Source organism: Polaromonas sp. P1_G2 (assembly GCF_056405515.1).
Map to the genome: position 1 here is coordinate 1 of NZ_JBFUBY010000335.1, position 4,023 is coordinate 4,023.

The 4,023-nt window shown below is 64.3% G+C and carries 6 protein-coding genes; 2 read left to right on the top strand and 4 right to left on the bottom strand.

All coding sequences use genetic code 11. The features are described from left to right. Positions 1–141 precede the first annotated feature (141 nt). Together AC1D0P_RS22935 and AC1D0P_RS22940 are read right to left on the bottom strand one after the other, a co-directional pair. A complete protein-coding gene (locus tag AC1D0P_RS22935; protein ID WP_477678854.1) occupies positions 142–1,503 on the bottom strand; it encodes a sensor histidine kinase in 1,362 nt (453 codons plus the stop codon). Positions 1,504–1,619: 116 nt separating this feature from the next. Then, the gene (locus AC1D0P_RS22940) at positions 1,620–2,471 is read right to left on the bottom strand and encodes an XRE family transcriptional regulator (RefSeq protein WP_477678855.1); all 852 of its coding nucleotides are present in this window, start codon (positions 2,469–2,471) and stop codon (positions 1,620–1,622) included. A gap of 144 nt (positions 2,472–2,615) precedes the next feature. On the opposite strand from AC1D0P_RS22940, the gene AC1D0P_RS22945 reads away from it, so the two are divergent. Both AC1D0P_RS22945 and AC1D0P_RS22950 read left to right on the top strand, forming a co-directional pair. Next, the gene (locus AC1D0P_RS22945) at positions 2,616–2,930 is read left to right on the top strand and encodes a helix-turn-helix domain-containing protein (protein WP_477678856.1); all 315 of its coding nucleotides are present in this window, start codon (positions 2,616–2,618) and stop codon (positions 2,928–2,930) included. A gap of 15 nt (positions 2,931–2,945) precedes the next feature. Beyond that, positions 2,946–3,119 (top strand): hypothetical protein, encoded by a 174-nt coding sequence (locus tag AC1D0P_RS22950; RefSeq protein WP_477678857.1) that lies wholly within the window; start codon positions 2,946–2,948, stop codon positions 3,117–3,119. Between the two features lie 22 nt (positions 3,120–3,141). Here AC1D0P_RS22950 and AC1D0P_RS22955 read toward each other — a convergent pair whose 3' ends face one another. Together AC1D0P_RS22955 and AC1D0P_RS22960 are read right to left on the bottom strand one after the other, a co-directional pair. After that, on the bottom strand, positions 3,142–3,360 hold the full coding sequence (locus tag AC1D0P_RS22955) for a hypothetical protein (protein ID WP_477678858.1): 219 nt from the start codon (positions 3,358–3,360) through the stop codon (positions 3,142–3,144). A gap of 209 nt (positions 3,361–3,569) precedes the next feature. After that, positions 3,570–3,908 (bottom strand): hypothetical protein, encoded by a 339-nt coding sequence (locus tag AC1D0P_RS22960; protein WP_477678859.1) that lies wholly within the window; start codon positions 3,906–3,908, stop codon positions 3,570–3,572. Positions 3,909–4,023: the final 115 nt, after the last annotated feature.

The window sequence follows — 4,023 nt, forward strand, 5'->3', positions numbered from 1 at the left end:
GGGACCCAGACTGCGGGTCGCCTTTTCTTTGGTGACTTTCTTTTGGCGAAGCAAAAGAAAGTTACTTGCTGCCGGGCAACCCCCGGCCAGCAGAACTAAGAAGAGAGCACAGAGGAAGCACCCCGCCGGCGCAAGACCCCGCTAGCTCCGTAGCTCAACCCAAAAAACACTCCCCCTCCCAGCCCGGGACGCCAACCCCACAGGATGGCCCAGCGCTTCGCTAAGCCGCGAAACAATCGCCAGCCCCAACCCAAAACCCTCTTCGGTGCCCTGCAAAGGAATCCGGTAGAACTCCTGGAAGATCGCTTGCTGGTGCTCCGCGGCGATGCCCACGCCGGTGTCCCAGATCTCGATGCGCGGCACACCGCCCCGCCGGCGCACCGCCATCAGCACACCGCCGCGGTGCGTGTTGCGCAGCGCGTTGGACAGCAGGTTGCCGACCAGCCGCTGCAGCAGCACCGGGTCCGACCTGACCTTGCCCGGCGCCGCGCGTATCCTGAGGCGCAGGCCGCGCTCGCGSGCAAAAGGCGCGTACTGCGCCTCCAGGTCCTGCAGCAGCCCCGCCAGTTCCACCTCCTGCAGGTTGACCCTGAGCGGATCGGTTTCCAGCCCGGCCAGGTCGAACAGGGAATTGAACAGGTCCGTGACGGCCTTGGTGGAGCGCACGATCTTGGGCGTGATCTGCTCGACGAATTCGGGCTCCGCGGCCAGCCAGCCGGCGTACAGGTCCAGCGCATGCACGGGCTGGCGCAGGTCGTGGGCGGCGCTGGCGATGAAGCGGTTCTTGATTTCCACGGCCTCCAGGGCCGCCCGGCTCTGCTCGGTCAGCGACTTGATCAGGGAGGAGTTGTCGTACTGCAGTTCGAGGTTGACGCGCTGCACCTCGTGAAAGCGCTGGCCCGAGATGCGGATCACGGCCCAGTAGATCAGCACCAGCGCCAGCATGCCGTAGGTGTTGAAGGTGGAGGGCAGCCCGCGCTCCACGACGAGTTCGTAGAACAGCGCGGCCACGACCGAGATACCCAGGCCGTTCACATAACCCCTGAAGCACGGCAGCCAGGACGAAAACGTGCCCACCGCGAAGCCGGCCATGCCCACCAGCACCACCATGCACAGGAACTGGTCGTACACCGGCGCGCGCAGGAAATAGACGAACATGGACGCGCCCCAGACCAGGGCGCTGGCCGACCAGGTCCAGCCGTAGCGCGCCATGAAGGCATGCAGGCGCGGGCCGCTGACGCCCGCCAGGCTGCGGTGGTAGATGCCGACGACGCCGTAGCGGACCACGGTCACGGCCACCGCCGCCGCCGCCCAGAGGCCCAGGGCCAGCGTGTCCACATGGTGGTAGAGAACAGCCACCATGACCACGATCAACACCAGCGCCGAATGCAGCGCCGGCCGCGCATAGCGCATGAGGATGTGGATCAGCCGCATCTCCACCCACTCCTCGCGCGAGAGGTCGGCGACGCTACGGGCCGGCCGTGTCGTTGAGGGGGAGTCCATGGGCCGAGTTTAGGGCCTGTCGGCCGGCTCCGCCCGCTGCCCGCGCCTGCCGGCGCACGGCGCGGCAAAGACGCAACAGCGCGCGCGGCGCGCCGCCCTCCTCCACGCAGAGAGAATCAGTTGAAGGTCACGCCGGCCCAGCGCACCCGGCCCAGCACCGCGAAGTCGCGGTCGGCCGACTCGTGGCCCTGGATGTCGAACGGCTCGTAGGTCGGGTTGTAGCTGCTGACCCGCAGGATTTTTCCCGGCAGGCGCTGCAGTTTTTTCATCAGCAGCGCGCCGTCCAGGCGTATCAGGTGCACACCTTCGGTCAGCGCGTCGCGGTCGCGCAGGTCGGCCAGCACCGCATCCTTGGCATGCAGCCACGGCTCCRTGGCCGTGCCCACCACGCCGAACATCGCCAGGTCGTCGTGCGCGATGCCCAGGTCGTAGCGGATGAACTGCGCGTCGAAGGGCCGCATGGCCAGCACCGAGTCGGCGTCGGTGAAGGCAGCGCCCTCAGCCTGTTCGCGCAGGTCGAAGAGCGGCACGTAGATCAATTCGTCGGCCTGCACCGCGCGCACGCCGTGCGGCACCGCAGTGGAGGGGGGTGCGTCCTGCCCCTCACCGCCCAGCAACTGCGTCGGCGTGGTGTTGTATTCGCGGGCCAGCACCTCGAGCTCGAACGCGTCCGGCAGGCTGTCGCCGCGTTCCACGTTCCAGATGGTGTTTCGGTGCACGCCCACCGCCGCGGCCACATCGTTGATCTCGCGCGCACCGCGCGCGGCCCGGCAGCGCTGGCCGAACTGCTGCATGAACACCGTCCGCGCCTCGGTCCGCACGGTTTTCACCTCGGCCTTGTCCGCAGCCGCCGCGGCGTGGTAGCGGTACCAGGCCACCGGCTCGTCGGCCTTGACGGGCGATACCGAAGCGAACGGATACGGCTGGTGGGGGTCCTGTACGGTCGGGGCCGTCTCTTTTGTGCTCATGAACACTATTTTGTGTCAATGAACACAGAAGCGCAAACRGGAATCCCGGCGCTGTGCGAAATTTGCATAGAAATATAAGCAACACTCATAATCATGGGCATAAACAGGCTTGACTTCAGTGCTTTCAAGCTCAGAATAGTGGACATGAGCACAAATAAAGCAACAACCTCACAGGAAGATATGCACCCCGCCGACGTCATTGCTGCCTTGCGCAAGCGGGGCACCAGCCTTCGTAAAGTCGCCCAGGCATACGGCTACAGCCATATCCAGCGCGTGCTCGTCAGTCCCTGGCTGGCGGCCGAGCAGATGGTGGCCGCAGCGCTGGACACCACGCCCGAGACCCTGTGGCCCTCGCGCTACCAGGACCCCGAGGCGCGCGCCCTGGCTTTCCGGCAAACCCGCAAGCTGGCCGTGACCATGCCGGTCGCGCCCGGCCGCAGCCGGTCCCGCAGGTCTTGAAACCGCGGAAATCCGATGCTCCTGTCAGGCAAGGACATCACGCTGCGCATTTACCTGCGCACCCATGACAACGAGGTGGTTCTGGTGGAACTGGGGCGCGAAGACCTCGAAAAAGCCGCCATGGACAAGGCCAACTTCAGCGAAGAGCAACTGCATCCCATCAGGCTGCTGCATTTCGTCCTGGCCTAGACAAGGCCGGGCCGGCAAGGACTCAGAGCGCCCCGGGCCCCGAATCCTCTTCTGAATGGTCTATGTATTTGATCTGCATGCCGGCGCGCGACAGCTCTGCGATACGCGATGCGACGCGCTTGTAGAACTGGCCCGCGTCCGAGACGGGGCCTATGGTCTGGTTAAAGGTCATGTCCTGACCCGCTTCCTTGAGGATGTATTCACCCGATGGCTGGAGCTTCACTTTAAGCAGTGCGAGCATTTTTCCTCCTTGGTGGCTCCGGTTCACCTCGCCGTTGCGAGGACGCCAGTGCCTATACAGCCACTTTAGACCTCGAGCCCCGGCAAGCCGTGTAGGAAAACATCTTCATTGGCCCATCTGATACACACAATAGGGAGAAGGCAGGGAGAAAGCTGGTACTTAAGACCTATTGAGAGCACAAACCGGCAGTTCGCGGCGTGCCCGTGTCCTTATTGCAGGGAGCCGAACCCGGTCGGGCCCCGGTCCAGCGGATCCACCACCACCTCATAGATCTCGTTGACGCGCCAGACCGGACTTTCATACGCGGCCTGGCCTTGCACCTTGACCAGAAAAGAGCTGCGGCGCTCCGTGGCTTCCAGCGTCAGTTCGCAGGAAAAATCGATCCGCCCGGTGTCCGTCGAGATCGCGCTGATGAGTTCATGGGCCGCCAGCGAAAGCCGTTCCTGGCTCCCCCCCGGCAGCAACTGCTCCACCTCATAGGTTCGCATCACGATGGCCGCGATGCGGTCTATCAGTTCATCGACTACCGAGTTGGGATTGGAGACCATCAAGGGATGCATTTTCGGCATTCTCCTACAAGGCCCGAAGAACTGAGAAGCTATATTCATATCGCGGCTTGTCATGAGCCGCTCCCTCCCTTGCTGGCCTTGCCAGCTTCCACGC

What these genes read in the sequence shown, in the direction of transcription:
- AC1D0P_RS22945 (WP_477678856.1), top strand. Translation starts at nt 2,616, where the DNA reads ATGAGCACAAATAAAGCAACAACCTCACAGGAAGATATGCACCCCGCC.
- AC1D0P_RS22960 (WP_477678859.1), bottom strand. Translation starts at nt 3,908, where the DNA reads ATGGTCTCCAATCCCAACTCGGTAGTCGATGAACTGATAGACCGCATC.
- AC1D0P_RS22955 (WP_477678858.1), bottom strand. Translation starts at nt 3,360, where the DNA reads ATGCTCGCACTGCTTAAAGTGAAGCTCCAGCCATCGGGTGAATACATC.
- AC1D0P_RS22950 (WP_477678857.1), top strand. Translation starts at nt 2,946, where the DNA reads ATGCTCCTGTCAGGCAAGGACATCACGCTGCGCATTTACCTGCGCACC.